This window comes from Streptomyces sp. TLI_146, assembly GCF_002846415.1.
In the GTDB taxonomy this organism is placed as follows: domain Bacteria; phylum Actinomycetota; class Actinomycetes; order Streptomycetales; family Streptomycetaceae; genus Streptomyces.
Genome location: NZ_PJMX01000001.1, coordinates 3,399,737 through 3,414,968, shown reverse-complemented (window position 1 = coordinate 3,414,968; position 15,232 = coordinate 3,399,737). Strand labels below are relative to the sequence as shown.

Sequence of the window (15,232 nt, the reverse complement as noted above, 5' to 3'; positions counted from 1 at the left end):
ACGTACCCAGACACCTTCGATCTGGGTATGTTCCTCGCCGTCAGGGCAGCCGCCACGCTTTTTCGGATCGAGGAGTCGAGACCCGTGTCGGAAGACAAGGACCTCCAGCACAGTCAGAAGTTCGTCTACGACTTCACCGAAGGGAACAGGGACCTCAAGGACCTGCTCGGTGGAAAGGGCGCGAACCTCGCCGAGATGACCAACCTCGGTCTGCCGGTCCCTCCCGGCTTCACCATCACCACCGAGGCGTGCAAGGTCTACCTCGACAGCGGCGAGGAGCCGGCCGCGCTGCGCGACGAGGTCAGCGCGCACCTCGACGCCCTTGAGCAGAAGATGGGCAAGAAGCTCGGCCAGGCCGACGACCCGCTGCTCGTCTCCGTACGCTCGGGCGCCAAGTTCTCCATGCCCGGCATGATGGACACCGTCCTCAACATCGGGCTCTCGGACGCCTCGGTGACCGGTCTCGCCAAGCAGTCCGGCGACGAGCGCTTCGCCTGGGACTCCTACCGCCGCCTCATCCAGATGTTCGGCAAGACCGTCCTCGGTGTGGACGGCGAGCTCTTCGAGGACGCCCTCGACGAGGCCAAGGCCGCCAAGAAGGTCACCGTCGACACCGACCTCGACGCCGCCGACCTGAAGAAGCTGGTCAAGCACTTCAAGAAGGTCGTCAAGGCCGAGGCCGGGCGCGACTTCCCGCAGGACCCGCGCGAGCAGATGGACCTCGCCGTCAAGGCGGTCTTCGACTCGTGGAACGGCGACCGCGCCAAGCTCTACCGCCGCCAGGAGCGCATCCCGGGCGACCTGGGCACCGCCGTCAACATCTGCTCGATGGTGTTCGGCAACCTCGGCCCCGACTCGGGCACCGGCGTCGCCTTCACCCGCGACCCCGCCTCCGGCCACCAGGGCGTCTACGGCGACTACCTGCAGAACGCCCAGGGCGAGGACGTCGTCGCGGGCATCCGCAACACCGTGCCGCTGGCCGAGCTGGAGGGCATCGACAAGAAGTCGTACGACCAGCTCATGCAGATCATGGAGACCCTTGAGACCCACTACAAGGACCTCTGCGACATCGAGTTCACCATCGAGCGCGGCCAGCTCTGGATGCTCCAGACCCGCGTCGGCAAGCGCACCGCCGGTGCCGCCTTCCGGATCGCGACCCAGCTCGTCGACCAGGGCCTGATCGACGAGGCCGAGGCGCTCCAGCGCGTCAACGGCGCCCAGCTCGCCCAGCTGATGTTCCCGCGCTTCGACGAGTCCGCCAAGACCGAGCTGATCGGCCGGGGCATCGCGGCCTCGCCCGGCGCGGCCGTCGGCAAGGCGGTCTTCGACTCGTACACCGCCGTCAAGTGGTCGCGCTCGGGCGAGAAGGTCATCCTGATCCGCCGGGAGACCAACCCCGACGACCTCGACGGCATGATCGCCTCCGAGGGCATCCTGACCTCGCGCGGCGGCAAGACCTCGCACGCGGCGGTCGTGGCGCGCGGCATGGGCAAGACCTGTGTCTGCGGCGCCGAGGAGCTGGAGGTCGACACCAAGCGCCGCCGGATGACGACGCAGTCCGGCGCCGTCATCGAAGAGGGCGACCTGGTCTCCGTCGACGGCTCCACCGGCAAGGTGTACCTCGGTGAGGTCCCGGTCGTGCCGTCGCCGGTCGTCGAGTACTTCGAGGGCCGGATGCACGCGGGCGCCGACGACGCCGACGAGCTGGTCGCGGCCGTGCACCGGATCATGGCGTACGCGGACCGGGTACGCCGGCTCCGCGTACGGGCCAACGCCGACAACGCCGAAGACGCCCTGCGGGCGCGGCGGTTCGGCGCCCAGGGCATCGGCCTGTGCCGCACCGAGCACATGTTCCTCGGTGAGCGCCGCGAGATGGTCGAGCGCCTCATCCTGGCCGACACCGACGGGGAGCGCGAGGAGGCACTCAGTGCCTTGCTGCCGCTCCAGAAGAAGGACTTCGTCGAGCTCTTCGAGGCGATGGACGGCCTGCCCGTCACCGTCCGTCTGCTGGACCCGCCGCTGCACGAGTTCCTGCCCGACATCACCGAGCTGTCGGTCCGCGTCGCGCTCGCCGAGTCCCGCAAGGACGCCAACGAGAACGACCTGCGCCTGCTCCAGGCCGTGCACAAGCTGCACGAGCAGAACCCGATGCTGGGTCTGCGCGGCGTACGCCTCGGCCTGGTCATCCCGGGTCTGTTCGCCATGCAGGTGCGGGCGATCGCGGAGGCCGCGGCCGAGCGCCGCAACGCCAAGGGCGACCCGCGTGCGGAGATCATGATTCCGCTGGTCGGCACGGTCCAGGAGCTGGAGATCGTCCGCGAGGAGGCCGACCGGGTCATCGCCGAGGTCGAGGCCGCCACCGGCACCGACCTCAAGCTGACCATCGGCACCATGATCGAGCTGCCGCGCGCCGCCCTGACGGCGGGCCAGATCGCCGAGGCCGCCCAGTTCTTCAGCTTCGGCACCAACGACCTGACCCAGACGGTCTGGGGCTTCTCGCGGGACGACGTGGAGGCGAGCTTCTTCACCGCGTACCTGGAGAAGGGCATCTTCGGGGTCTCGCCGTTCGAGACCATCGACAAGGACGGCGTCGGCTCGCTGGTCCGCTCGGCCGTCCAGGCCGGCCGGGCCACCCGCCCCGACCTGAAGCTCGGTGTCTGCGGCGAGCACGGCGGCGACCCGGAGTCGGTGCACTTCTTCCACGAGGTGGGCCTGGACTACGTCTCCTGCTCCCCGTTCCGCATCCCCGTGGCGCGCCTTGAGGCGGGCCGCGCGGCAGCCGAGTCGAAGGGCAGCGACTCGCGCTAGAGCTCCGGAGCCGCCGTCGGGTCCCCGACCCTCAACACCGATCCGACGGCGGTTCCGGTTCACATAGAAGGGGCGGCACCCTGTGCGGGGGTGCTGCCCCTTCGGCATGTCCGCGTGCCCTTCCGCTTGTTCTTCCGGGCCTGTTCCGGGACCGGGAAGCGGATGTTATCTGGGTGTGCGTCCGCTTAATTCCTGTTGAAGTGCGGACATTTAACGGCGCCTTGGCCCTAAATGCAGAGTGCGGTTCACGGATCCCCATCCGCGAACCGCACTCTGTCATCCCCGCCGGGCACGGAGCCGCCACCATGCCGACCGCCGCCAGACGAAGCAAAGCCCCCCACGGTCCTCACAACGTCTTTCCGGTTGGCCCGGTGTCGTGCCCGACGTCGTACAGCTTTTCGGTACACACGGGCTGCTCGCGATGCCTTTCAAGTGTGGCTGAAAGGCCGGTGGTCACGGGGTGTGACGGTAGGCATACTCAGGGGCGGGACGATTGCGGATGCAACACGATGCAACATGTTGCAACATTCGAGACAGGTGGAGATTCGGTGCTGCGTATTCATTTCACTGGCGTGGACCTGGCCCGGGTGCGCATGGCGCCTGGTCCGGACGCGCTGTGGGAAACGATTCTCAGCTTTCATCGATTAAGAGACCGTCGGGGCGCCCTAGTCTTCGGTGAATGGCGAACGGAAACGCGTACCCGGTTGAACGGTGAAACACGTCTGCTCTCCGCAGTGGTGCCGGGCCGCGGCTATTTCCCCGACTTTCTGACGCCCGCCGAAGGGCCGCACACCATCGAGTCAGGGCTCGAGGCCGTACGCGAGACGGGGCAGGACCGGCTGCACGACGAGCTCTCCCGGGTCGCGGGGCCCCGCGGGCTGCCCAGATGGCTGCGGGCGCTCGCCGAGGGCGGCAGCGAGCCGCTGGATCGTCTCATGTGCGTGCTGCGCAGCTACCACCGGGCCGCCATCTCGCCGTACTGGACGCACATCCAGGCCCGCGTCGACGCCGACCGGGCGGCCCGCGGCCGCGCGCTCCTGGACGGCGGGGCGGACGAACTCCTCGCCTCGCTCCCGCCGATGATGCGCTGGCGGGCGCCCGTCCTGGAGGCCGACTACCCGGTGGACCGGGACGTGTACCTGGAGGGCCGCGGGCTGCTGCTCCAGCCGTCCTTCTTCTGCCGCCGCACTCCGGTGGCGCTCCAGGACCCGCTGCTGCCGCCGGTGCTGGTCTATCCGGTGACGCACACCCACACGCCGTACGAGAGGCAGAGCGCGGGCACCGCGCCTGGCCCCTCGCTCGGCCGCCTGGTCGGGCACACCCGCTCGGCGGTGCTCCAGTCGATAGGGCACGGCTGCACGACGAGCGAACTCGCCCGCCGGGCGGGGGTGTCGCTCGCCTCGGCCAGCCAGCACGCCGGCGTCCTGCGGGAGGCCGGTCTGCTGGTGACCCTGCGGCACGGGAGCGCGGTGCTGCACACGCTGACCCCGCTGGGGTCGGCGCTGCTGCGGGGCGGACAGCCGGTGATGGCGGAACGTTCCGCCCCGGCGACGATGTAGGGCGTACGGGCCGGGGGCTCCCGGGGAGTGGCCGGAAACAGCCGCTCCCCGGCGGGTCCTTGGTGGGTGCCCGGGGGGTCTTCGGCGGGTGTCCGGCGGGTCCTCGGTGGGTGTTCGGCGGGCGTCCGGTGGGTGTTCGGCGGGCCCTTGATGGTCTCCGGCCCCCGCCCGGTCCGCCGTCAGAGCCGGAACCGCAGTCGGCAGATCACCGCGTCCGTGTCGCGCCGCACCGCGTGGGCGAGGACCGAGCCGCGCTGGTTCTGGAGCAGCCGCTGCCAGATGTGGGCGGGCTCGACCTCCGGTATCAGCACGGTGACCCGGGTGTGGGGGTGGTAGCGGTGCACGCGGTCCACGTACGCGGCGACCGGGCGGCCCACCGTGCGGTGCGGCGAGTGCAGTTCGACCAGTTCCACGCCGGGGTTCCACAGCTGCCAGTCGCGGCGCAGCGCCTCGGTTGCCCGGCGGTCCTCCTCGTCGGGGTGGGTGACGGTGACGGCCCGTACCTCGTCGCCCAGGGACACGGCCGCGTTCAGCGCGTCGCCGGTGAGCCGGGACAGATGCGACACCGGCACGATGACCAGGGAGCGGTCGCGGTGCGGCGGCTCGGGGACGCGGCCGAGGCCGAGGCGCTCGCTGATCCTGCCGTACGCCCGGTGCACCGCCTCGAAGGCCAGCACCAGCAGCGGCAGCGCGATCGCCACGAGCCAGGCGCCGTCGGTGAACTTGGTCGCGGTGACGACGACCGCGCTCACCCCGGTCAGCAGGGCGCCGAACCCGTTGAGCGCGGCCTTGGCGCGCCAGCGCGCGGACCGCTCGCGCCGCCAGTGCAGCACCATGCCGGTCTGGCAGATGGTGAACCCGACGAAGACGCCGATCGCGAAGAGCGGTACGAGGGTGTTGGTGTCGCCGCCCGAGAAGACGAGGAGCGCGCCGGAGACGGTGGCCAGTGCCAGGACGCCGTGGCGGTGCACCTGGCGGTCCGCCTTCAGGCCGAAGACGTGCGGCAGGTAGTTGTCACGGGCGAGCAGCGACATGAGGACGGGCAGTCCGCCGAACGAGGTGTTGGCGGCGAGAGCGAGCAGGACGACGGTGGCGAACTGGACGACGTAGAACGCCCAGTTGTGGCCGAGGGAGGCGTCCGCGAGCTGGGCGAGGACGGTGACGCCGTCGACCGGCTGGAGGTGGAAGCGCCCGATGAGTACGGAGAGCCCGATGAGCATCACGCCGAGCAGGGCGCCGAGGGCGACCTCGGTGCGCTGGGCGCGCTTGGCTGCCGGGGCGCGGAAGGACGGCACGGCGTTGGCGACGGCCTCGACGCCGGTCAGCGCCGAGCAGCCGGAGGCGAACGCCTTGAGCAGCAACAGCGCGCCCACGCTGGTGGCGTTGCCGGTCAGGACCGAGGCGTGCCCGTCGGCCGCCTCCGTGGAGACCGGTCCGTCGCGCAGCAGCCCGGCCACGACGATCGCCAGGATCGACCCGACGAAGACGACGGTCGGTACGAGGAAGGCCTTGGCGGACTCCACGATGCCGCGCAGGTTTACGGCGGTGACGAGGACGAGGACGCCGAGGCAGATGAGGAGCCGGTCGTCGTAGAGGCCGGGGAAGGCGGAGGTCAGCGCGGCCACGCCGGCGGTGACGGAGACGGCGACGTTCAGTACGTAGTCGAGGATCAGCGAGGCCGCGGCGACCAGGCCGGTGCGGGGGCCCAGGTGGGCGCGGGCCACGGCGTACGAGCCGCCGCCGTTCGGGAACGCGGCGATGACCTGGCGGTACGAGGCGACGAGCACGGCGAGCAGGGCGGCGATGGCGAGTGTCACGGGGAGGGTGAACCCGAGCCCGTACGACCCGGCCGCGGCCAGCACCAGCACGATGGCCTCCGGCCCGTACGCGACGGAGGCCATGGCGTCGAGGGAGAGGGCGGCGAGGCCCTGGGGGGTGGTGAGGCGGTGGGGGTCGGGGGTGCCGGTTGCGCCTGCGGCTCTGGGGGGTTCGTCGGCCGGGGGTTCGGGGGCCCGGGGGATCGGCTTGATCAGCATGTGCCGATGGTCTGTCGGAGGGGGCGCTGGGGCGGGGGCTATTGGCGGGGTTTTGTTGGGTGGGGGTGGGTTCTATACGGGGTTTTGACGGGGGGAGGGGCCCCACCCCGAGGTGGTCTCCTGGGGGCTGCGCCCCCGGACCCCGTTTCGTTCGTCTGCGGACCGTGGGTGGCTGGTCGCGCAGTTCCCCGCGCCCCTTGAATGCCGCTCCGCGGCAATCCCCTGGGCGCCCCGGAGGGGCGCATCCAGGGGCGCGGGGAACTGCGCGAGCAACCGACCACCGGCCCGCAGACGAACCCCGGGCCTCACCACCCGTACCGCACCCCCGTCAGCTCCTCCGAAGCCACCCACAGACGTTCCCCCGTCACATCGTCCAGCGTCCACTTCGCCCGGGCCGATCGCGTGGGGGCGCCTCGCCAGCCCTGGAGGCGGGGGCCCGTGAAGGAGTCGGGGCGGACCGCGGGGGCCGTGGCGGCGTACAGGGTGGGGAGCGCGCCGGACTCGGCCGGCTGGGCCAGGAGGCGGTTGCCCAGTTCTGCCAGGCGTTCGGCGACCCGGCGGCCCTCCATGCGGGCGCCTGCCGTCTGGAGGTTGGTCGAGGCGTAGCCGGGGTGCGCGGCGGCGGCCACCACGTTCGAACCCGCCGAGCGCAACTGGCGGGCCAACTCGTGGACGAAGAGGAGGTTGGCCGTCTTGGAGCGGGCGTACGCGATCCAACGGCGGTAGCGGCGCTCGCTGTTGAGGTCCGTGAGGTCGATGTTCGAGAGCGCGTGCAGCCCGCTGGAGACCGACACCACCCGTGCCGCCGGAGCCGCCCGCAGCCGGGGCAGGAGCAGGCCCGTCAGCGCGAAGTGGCCCAGGTGGTTCACCCCGAACTGCCGCTCGAAGCCGTCCGCCGTCTTTCCGTACGGCAGCGCCATCACTCCCGCGTTGTTGATCAGCAGGTCCAGATGGCTGGGCTGAAACGATTCCGCGAAGGCGCGTACCGACGACAGGTCCGCCAGGTCCAGCGGCGCGAACTCCACGTCCGCGCCGTACACCTGGCGGTTGATCAGCGACTCGGCCTCCTTGCCCCGGGCCTCGCTGCGGCACGCCAGGATCACGTGCGCGCCCTTGCGGGCGAGTTCGCGTGCCGTGACGAGTCCGATGCCGCTGTTCGCTCCGGTGACGACCGCCGTGCGGCCGCTCTGGTCGGGGATGTCCCTCGCGCTCCAGCCCTGAGTCATGCGGCCCACCGTACCGTCCGGTAGGTCCGGACAGCAGGGGGCCGCCGACCTCGGCGGTCAGGCCGCCGCGCCGCCGTCGATCACCAGGTCCGTGCCGACCGCCGACGCCGCGTCGTCCGAGGCCAGATAGAGGACCGCCGCCGCGATCTCGGCGGTGGTCGAGACCCGGCCCAGCGGCGATTCCGCCTTCATCCGCACCTCGCGGTCGGCCTCCGTCTCGCCCGCGCGCAGCGACATCGTGGTGGCGGAGGCGCCGGGGCTGACCGCGTTGATGCGGATGCCGTCCTGGATGTGGTCGAGCGCGGCGGCCCGGGTCAGCGCGGAGACCGCGGCCTTGGTGGTGAGGTACCCGGCCGCGCCCGGGATCCGCTTGTGGGCGCCGAGGTTGGAGCCGATGTTGACGATCGCGCCGCCGTGCTCCTGGGTGCGCATCTGGGCGACCTCGGCCCGGAGGGCGAGGAAGACACCCGTGAGGTTGGTGTCGAGCATGGCCTGCCAGTCCTCGGCCGCCAGATCGGCGAGGCCCGCGCCGCCCTGGCCGCGCAGCACCCCGGCGTTGTTGACGGCGACGTCCAGGGAGCCGAACCGGGCGACGGCGGACGCCACCAGGGCACGTACGTCCTCGGCGCGGGACACGTCGGCCGTGAACGCGGCCGCCACCCCGCCCGCCTCCTCGATCAGCGCCACGGTCCCCTCCAGCGAGGCGGCGGTACGTCCGGCGACGGCCACCCGCGCCCCCTCGGCGGCGAAGGCGAGTGCGATCGCCCGGCCTATGCCGGATCCGGCGCCGGTGACGAGAACGGTCTTGTCGGTGAAACGAGCAGGCATTTTCTTGACCAATCGTTCTGTTATGGAGGGATAGAGAAACCGCCCCGCAAGGCACCTCGTGCGGCGCCTCTTGAAGCGGTTTGGTCAGTCCAACAGTGTCAGCGCGGCCTCGGCCGCCTCCCGCACCCGGGCCGGGTCGTCGGACACCTTGCCCATCACCCGCATGCCCTGCATGAGCGCCAGGAACAGCCGGGCCAGCGAGCGCGGATCGCGCTCCGGCGGCAGTTCCCCCTGGGCCCGGGCCCGTTCGAGCGCGGCGTGCAGCAGCGTCTCCAGCTGCTCCCAGGCGTGCTCGACCCGGCGGGCCGCAGCCGTGTCGTGCGCACCCACCTCGGCGGCGGTATTGGTGACGAAACAGCCGTTCAGGCGGGTTTTCTCGGCCGTCGACTCGGCGGCGAAGCGGTGGACCACCGCGCGCACCGCGGGCAGCGCGGGGCCGGGCCCGCACAGCTCGCGGAACAGGATCGCGCTGTGCGCCTCGCCGTACCGGTCGAGCGCCTTCAGATACAGCTCGTGCTTGTTGCCGAAGGTCGCGTAGATGCTGGCGCGGCCGATGCCGAGGTGCTCGACGAGGTCCGCCATCGACGTCGCCTCGTAGCCGCGCTCCCAGAACAGCCTCAGGGCCGACTGGAGCGCGGCGTCCGGATCGAATTCCTTGGTCCTGGCCACGAGGACGACAGTAGAACTAACTGGAACGATCGGTCAAGTACGCCTGGATGGAGACCTCTTCGTCGTCCAGGCACTCGCCCGTCTCCAGGTCGAAGCGCTGCTTCAGCAGCGGGGAGGCCACGAAGGCCCGGCCGTGCGCCGAGCCGAGCAGCCCGCGCGACATGACGTACGCGCCGGTGAACGGGTCGCGGTTGTCGATCGCGTACGCGCGCCCGGTGCGGTCGGTGAAGACCGCCGCCTGGCGGCCGTCGGGCAGCAGCGCGGCGACCCCGCGACCCGGTATGAGCCGCGCGCGCTCGCACACCTCGAACCAGCCGTCCTCCAGCAGGAGCCGGATGCTGTCGCTCGCCGGGGCGCCGTGCACCGTGGCGTCGTCGGCCGTCGCGTCGTACGTCGTGGGCATCGTGCCGTTCTTCATCGCGCGGCCACCTCCAGGGCCAGGACGGGCAGTTCGGGCTTGATCTGGCCGCGCTCCGGCACGAACCGCACCGTGGGGTCGGGCGTGCCGGGCGCGTTGACGAAGGAGACGAACCGGGCGAGGCGCTCGGGGTCCTCGACCGTCTCGGCCCACTCGTCGCGGTACGCCGAGACATGGGTGGCCATCAGCGCCTCCAGCTCGTCGCAGATGCCGAGCGAGTCGTCGACCACCACGTCCTTGACGTGCTTGAGGCCGCCCTCGATCCGCTCCAGCCACACCGAGGTGCGCTCCAGGCGGTCGGCGGTGCGGATGTAGAACATGAGGAATCGGTCGATCAGACGGACAAGTTCGTCATCTGTCAGGTCCTGGGCCAGCAGATCCGCGTGGCGCGGGGTCGCCCCGCCGTTGCCGCCCACGTACAGGTTCCAGCCGTTGGCCGTGGCGATCACGCCGAAGTCCTTGGACTGGGCCTCCGCGCACTCGCGGGCGCACCCCGAGACCGCCGCCTTCAGCTTGTGCGGGGAGCGCAGGCCCCGGTAGCGCAGCTCCAGGTCGATCGCCATCTTGACCGAGTCCTGCACTCCGTAGCGGCACCAGGTCTGCCCCACACAGGACTTCACCGTGCGCAGCGACTTGCCGTACGCGTGGCCCGACTCGAACCCGGCGGCGACCAGCCGCGCCCAGATCACCGGGAGCTGGTCGACCCGCGCGCCGAAGAGGTCGATGCGCTGGCCGCCGGTGATCTTCGTGTAGAGGCCGTAGTCGCGGGCCACCTCGCCGATGACGATCAGCTTGTCCGGGGTGATCTCGCCGCCGGGGATGCGCGGCACGATCGAGTACGAGCCGTTGCGCTGGATGTTGGCGAGGAAGTGGTCGTTGGTGTCCTGGAGCGCCGCCTGCTCGCCGTCGAGGATGTGGCCGCCGCCGAGGCTCGCCAGGATGGAGGCGACGGCGGGCTTGCAGATCTCGCAGCCGTCGCCGCCGCGCGCGGCCGGGCGCCCGTGCTCGTCCAGGAGCTGCTGGTACGAGCGGACCCGCAGCGCGAGCGCGATCTCGTACAGCTCCTGGCGGGTCTGGGCGAAGCAGTCGCACAGACCGCCGTCGCCGGTCTTCGGCAGCAGTTTCTCGAGGGTCTTGAGGCAACTGCCGCAGCCCGTACCGGCCCTGGTGCACTTCTTGACCTCGGGCAGCGAGCCCAGCGGGGTGATCGCGCCCTTGGTGACGTTGTGGCAGGAGCAGATCACCGCGTCGTCGGGCAGCGCCTCCGGGCCCAGCGCCACGGGAGCGCCGAGGCCGGCGGGCAGCACCAGCTGCTCGGCCGGGATCGGCGGGATGTGGCCGGTGAGCGGGCGCAGCGTGCCGTACATCTCGGCGTCGCCCACCAGGACCCCGCCGAGCAGGGTGCCGTCGGGGGCGACGACCAGCTTCTTGTAGATGCCCGAGCGCGCGTCCGTGTAGACGACGTCGAGGCTGCCTTCGGCACTGCCGTGTGCGTCCCCGAAGGAGGCGACGTCCACGCCGAGCAGCTTCAGCTTGGTGGACATGTCGGCGCCGGTGAAGGACTTCCTCGGCTCCTCGTCGCCGCTCGCGAGGGCGTCGGCGACCGCCACCGCCATCTCGTATCCGGGCGCGACCAGGCCGTACACCTTTCCGTCGCAGGCCAGCGCGCACTCGCCGATCGCGTAGACGGCCGGGTCGGAGGTGCGGCACCGCTCGTCGACCACGATGCCGCCGCGCTCGCCGACGGCGAGGCCGCAGTCGCGGGCCAGTTGGTCGCGCGGGCGCACCCCGGCCGAGAAGACGACGAGGTCGGTGTCGAGCCGGGAGCCGTCGGACAGCAGCATGCCGTCCACGGCCCGCTCGCCGGTGATCTCCTGGGTGCCGACGCCGGTGTGGACCGACAGGCCCATGTTCTCGATGGTGCGCAGCAGGGCCGCGCCGCCGCCGGCGTCGACCTGGGCGGGCATCAGCCGGGGCGCGAACTCCACGATGTGCGTGGTCAGTCCGAGCCCCTGGAGCGCGCCCGCCGCCTCCAGGCCGAGCAGCCCGCCGCCGACCACCGCGCCGGTGGTGGCGGTGCGCGCGTACTCCTCGATGGCGAGCAGGTCCTCGATGGTCCGGTAGACGAAACAGCCCGCCAGGTCCTTGCCGGGCACCGGCGGCACGAAGGGGTACGAGCCGGTGGCGAGCACCAGGACGTCGTACGCGAAGACCCGCCCGGAGTGCGCGGTGACCGTGCGGGCGGCCCGGTCCACGCTCCGCGCGGCGTCACCGAGGTGCAGCTCGATGCCGTACTTCTCGATGAACCCGTCCTCCACCATGGAGAGTTCGTCGGGGGTGGTGCCGGTGAAGTACGAGGTGAGGTGGACCCGGTCGTAGGCGGGCCGGGGCTCCTCGCCGAGCACCACCACGCGGGCGTGGTCGGTGACTCCCCTCTCGGCCAGGGCCTCCAGGAATCGCTGGCCGACCATGCCGTGGCCGACCACGACGATCGTGCGGGGTGCGGCCGAGGGCGCGGGTGCAGTCATGTCGGAACCCTCCGTCGTGGGTGAGCGGGTGCGGCGGGGGCCAGAGCCTCGTCACGGTGTCCGAACCCATGACCGCAGCCTGCAAGGCGGCTGTTTCCCGGCCGGATCTGACCGGTTTCCCGGGCGCAACGGCCCGCTCAGCCCCGCGGAGGGACCTCTGTGAGTGTTCTGGAGACGGGCCCGGGGCAGCGGTGAGCCGCCCTCGGTGCGTTACGCCGTGCCGGTCAGGTGGGCGAAGACCACCACGTTCCCCCGGTAGCCGGACTTCTCGCTGAAGCCGCCGCCGCAGGTGATCACACGCAGCTCGGCGCGGCCGGCCGGGCCGTACACACGCCGGTCGGGGAAGGCGTCGTTCGGGTACACCTCGACCGCGTCGACGGTGAAGACGGCCGTGCGCCGGTCCGCGCGGGCCACCTCGATGCGGCCGCCCTTCTTCAGGGCGCCCAGCGCGTAGAAGACGGCGGGTCCGCGCGCGTCGTCGACGTGCCCGGCCAGCACGGCCGTGCCGTCGGCACCCGGCGCGGCGCCGTCCTTGTACCACCCGGCGGATCCGCTGCGGTCCGGCGGCGGCACCTCCAGGCTGCCGTCCCGGGCCAGGCCGAGCCGCATCACCGGCGCGTCCACCCGGATCGCCGGGATCCGGACGCGTACGGGCTCGGCGGGTGGCAGGGCCGCGCCCGCGCGGGCTTCACCCCCGCGCGCGTGGGGCGGGGCGGGGGCGCTGCTCGCCGCGCCCGTGAACGTCTCCGTGCTCGTGAACGACTGGGCCCGCGACGGCTGCGGCGGCTCGGTCGTCTCCATGCCCTGCCGCAGCAGCCACACCCCGACGCACGCGGCGATGCACAGCAGCCAGCCGTTGCGCCGCCGGGCGGCCTGGGCGTCCCGCAGCGACTGGGCGGAGCGCGCCGACAAGAGCGGTCAGCCCCGGTCCTGCGGGCCGCGCGCCCGGCGCCGCAGCAGCAGCCCGCCGGTGACGGCGGTGACGGCCAGGACGGCCGCCCCGGCCGCGATCTCGGTCCGGTTGGAGGTGGTGGCGCTGCCGCCGAGACCGGTCTTCACATGGCCCCGGGGCTCCTCGTGCCCGCCGGGCTCGTGCTTGCCCGCCTCGGGGTGGTCGCCCCGGTCCCAGCCGCTGTGGTCGCCCCGGTCCCAGCCGCTGTGCTCGCCGCCGCCCGCGATCGTCAGATCGCCCCGGGCGGACTTGCCGTTGTCGCAGGTCACCGTGAGTTCGAAGGTGCCGGGCTTGGCGGTGTGGGGCACGGTGAACTGCCCGGCGAGCACGTCCTTGCGGGTGGAGGCGGTGAGCGGGAACTCCCCGTCGCCCACCGCCCGCGCGTCCCCGGTGGCATGGCCGTCGTGGCCGCACGCCGTGGTGTTCACGGTGACGGTGGTCCCCGGCGCGGCCGACGACGGCCAGACCTCCAGGCCCGCGCCGCCGAAGTCGTTGGCGTACGCGGGTGCGCCGCCGAGGCCCAGCAGGGCGGCCGCGAGCGCGGAACCGGTCAGCAGGCGGGCAGTACGCATGGGTCCTCCGGGGAGCGGGGTGCCTTGCTTCTCCCTCCGAGGTAAGTGGCCTGCGCGGACGCCCGCCCCCCGGCGGGGGGCGAAAGGGTGACGGCGGCGGCCCGGCCGTCACCCGTTCGCGCGACCGCCGCGTCCCTCAGACCGCGTCCCAGTGCACCTCCGCGTACAGCCGCCAGACCGTCTCCATCAGCTCGGCGTCCACGGTGAAGGCGGTGTCGTCGATCCGGGCCACCGGCGCGATGCCCTGCGAGTTGGTGACGAAGGCCGCCCGGTACGCGCCGAGACCGTCCAGGGTGACCGGGCGGCGGACCGTGGCCGTGCCGTACCCCGGCAGCCGGGACTCCACCAGCGCCATGGTCGTGCCGAGCAGCGCCGGGCGGTCGGGCCACACCACCGAACCGCCGTCCCAGAACGCGATGTTGGTGATCGCCCCCTCGGCGATCTCCCCGCCGGGGCCGGTGAGGAGCGCCTCCGTGAAGCCCGCGCGGGCGGCGACCCGGCGGTAGTAGGCCTGGCCGAAGCCGCCGAGGTGCTTGAGGTGGGCGACCGGCCGCTCGTACGGCACGGAGAGCAGGTGCTGCGGCTCCGGCGACATGTCCATCGGCGGCCGTACGGTCACCATCACGGTCGGGTCCTCCTCCGGCCCGTACACATAGACGCGTACCGCCGCGTCCTCGGCGCCGACCGCCGCCAGAGCCTGCCGGATCAGCGCGCGGACCCGCTCGCCGTCGAGGCCGGGGCCGAAGAGCTCGCGGGTCGCCGCGTCGAGCCGAGCCAGGTGCAGGGCGAGCCCGCGCACCCGGCCGCCGCGCACCTGCATCGCGGTGAAATGGCCGTATCCGCCGGTCAGAGCGGGGATGCGGAGATTCTCCGCGTCGGCGGGGCGGCCGTTGATCTCGGCATAGGGAGTCGTCATGGGGCCACCGTAATAGGGGTACGAGTGGGGTTGACCTGAAGCTAAGTTGAGGTGTGAGGCTCCTCGGCATGGACATCACCACCGCTCCCGTCGCGGAGCCCACCGCCGCCTCCACCGCCCCGCTCCGCCTCGCCGTGATCATCGGCTCCAACCGCGAGGGCCGCTTCGGCCCGGTCGTCGGGAAGTGGGTGCTCGACCGGCTGGGCGAGCGCGACGACTTCGAGGTCGACGTGATCGACCTGGCCGACATCGCCCTGCCGACCTCGATCTCGTACGACCCGGCGCCGCCGGTCAAGGCGGTCCTCGACACCCTCACGCCCAGGCTCGCCGGCGCCGACGCCTTCCTCGTCCTGACCCCCGAGTACAACCACTCCTTCCCGGCGTCGATCAAGAACCTCATCGACTGGCACTACGTCGAGTGGCAGGCCAAACCGGTCGGCCTCGTCTCGTACGGCGGGATCTCGGGGGGCCTGCGGGCCGTCGAGCACCTGCGCCAGATCTTCGCCGAGCTGCACGCGGTCACGGTCCGGGACACGGTCAGCTTCCACCAGGCCCGCGGCCTCTTCGAGTCGGACGGCGAACTGCGCGAGCCCACCGAGCCGGAGGCTGCCGTCAAGCGGCTCCTCGACCAGCTCGGCTGGTGGGGGCGGACGCTGCGGGACGCCAAGGCGACCCGCCCGTACGCCGCTTGAGGTGCGGCGTACGGACGGGGGAGAGGGT

12 protein-coding genes are annotated in these 15,232 nt (G+C 72.0%); 3 read left to right on the top strand and 9 right to left on the bottom strand.

Going from position 1 to position 15,232, the window contains the following annotated elements:
- Positions 1-84: 84 nt before the first annotated feature.
- Complete coding sequence (gene ppdK, locus BX283_RS15545; protein ID WP_101388213.1) at positions 85-2,808, top strand: pyruvate, phosphate dikinase; 2,724 nt, start codon at positions 85-87, stop codon at positions 2,806-2,808.
- A 548-nt stretch (positions 2,809-3,356) separates the two neighbouring features.
- The gene (locus BX283_RS15540; protein WP_101388212.1) at positions 3,357-4,367 is read left to right on the top strand and encodes a helix-turn-helix transcriptional regulator; all 1,011 of its coding nucleotides are present in this window, start codon (positions 3,357-3,359) and stop codon (positions 4,365-4,367) included.
- A gap of 179 nt (positions 4,368-4,546) precedes the next feature.
- Here the strand turns inward: BX283_RS15540 and BX283_RS15535 are convergent, their stop codons facing one another.
- The 9 genes from BX283_RS15535 to BX283_RS15495 all read right to left on the bottom strand — a co-directional run bounded on the left by BX283_RS15535 (position 4,547) and on the right by BX283_RS15495 (position 14,512).
- Positions 4,547-6,403, bottom strand: a complete 1,857-nt coding sequence (locus BX283_RS15535) for an APC family permease (protein WP_101388211.1) — start codon at positions 6,401-6,403, stop codon at positions 4,547-4,549.
- Positions 6,404-6,708: 305 nt separating this feature from the next.
- Entirely contained in the window at positions 6,709-7,629 is a 921-nt protein-coding gene (locus BX283_RS15530) for an oxidoreductase (protein ID WP_101388210.1), read from the bottom strand.
- 57 nt (positions 7,630-7,686) lie between these two features.
- Entirely contained in the window at positions 7,687-8,457 is a 771-nt protein-coding gene (locus BX283_RS15525; RefSeq protein WP_101388209.1) for an SDR family NAD(P)-dependent oxidoreductase, read from the bottom strand.
- Between the two features lie 84 nt (positions 8,458-8,541).
- Positions 8,542-9,126, bottom strand: a complete 585-nt coding sequence (locus BX283_RS15520; RefSeq protein WP_101388208.1) for a TetR/AcrR family transcriptional regulator — start codon at positions 9,124-9,126, stop codon at positions 8,542-8,544.
- A gap of 16 nt (positions 9,127-9,142) precedes the next feature.
- Positions 9,143-9,544, bottom strand: coding sequence for a nitrite reductase small subunit NirD (gene nirD, locus BX283_RS15515; RefSeq protein WP_373979175.1), 402 nt, complete (start codon positions 9,542-9,544; stop codon positions 9,143-9,145).
- A complete protein-coding gene (gene nirB / locus BX283_RS15510; RefSeq protein WP_101388207.1) occupies positions 9,541-12,072 on the bottom strand; it encodes a nitrite reductase large subunit NirB in 2,532 nt (843 codons plus the stop codon). The genes nirD and nirB overlap by 4 nt, the downstream gene beginning before the upstream one ends.
- 210 nt (positions 12,073-12,282) lie before the next feature.
- Positions 12,283-12,984, bottom strand: coding sequence for a class F sortase (locus BX283_RS15505; protein WP_257582857.1), 702 nt, complete (start codon positions 12,982-12,984; stop codon positions 12,283-12,285).
- A gap of 6 nt (positions 12,985-12,990) precedes the next feature.
- A complete protein-coding gene (locus tag BX283_RS15500) occupies positions 12,991-13,596 on the bottom strand; it encodes a hypothetical protein (protein WP_101388206.1) in 606 nt (201 codons plus the stop codon).
- A gap of 136 nt (positions 13,597-13,732) precedes the next feature.
- Positions 13,733-14,512 carry an aminotransferase class IV gene (locus BX283_RS15495; protein ID WP_101388205.1) on the bottom strand — a complete coding sequence of 260 codons (780 nt, stop codon included), beginning with the start codon at positions 14,510-14,512 and terminating at the stop codon, positions 13,733-13,735.
- Positions 14,513-14,580: 68 nt separating this feature from the next.
- Here BX283_RS15495 and BX283_RS15490 point away from each other — a divergent pair, with 68 nt between their 5' ends.
- A complete protein-coding gene (locus tag BX283_RS15490) occupies positions 14,581-15,204 on the top strand; it encodes an NADPH-dependent FMN reductase (RefSeq protein ID WP_101388204.1) in 624 nt (207 codons plus the stop codon).
- The last annotated feature ends 28 nt before the right edge of the window (positions 15,205-15,232 follow it).